Annotated in this window: 1 protein-coding gene; it reads right to left on the reverse strand. The window is 43.2% G+C overall.

Annotated elements, in window-relative coordinates:
* On the reverse strand, nt 1-271 hold a 271-nt coding region (locus tag AAEY57_RS20060), incomplete at both ends, for a hypothetical protein (protein ID WP_350608671.1).

The following is a 271-nucleotide window of genomic DNA, read 5'->3' on the forward strand; positions in this document are numbered from 1 at the left end:
TCTTGGAAGTCTGCGGTTACAATACCCTCAAACTCTACTAAAGTATTAACAAGCGGGCTTGCAGAGCTATCGCCTTGTATAGCGTTAATTAGTACTTTTTCTGCGCCACAAACAAGTGGTTCAAGTGGTTCTGGTTCTGGAATTGGTTCAGGAGCACTGCCTTCAGAACCAGAATGAGAACCTAATCCATCGAATGTATCTATATCAAATTGAACCCATTCATCGCTAGGGCTAAACGCTGATGTTGAATCAGTGCGGCCTGTTGTAATAC

Source organism: Pseudoalteromonas sp. MER144-MNA-CIBAN-0113 (genome assembly GCF_040308965.1).
Lineage (GTDB): Bacteria > Pseudomonadota > Gammaproteobacteria > Enterobacterales > Alteromonadaceae > Pseudoalteromonas > Pseudoalteromonas tetraodonis.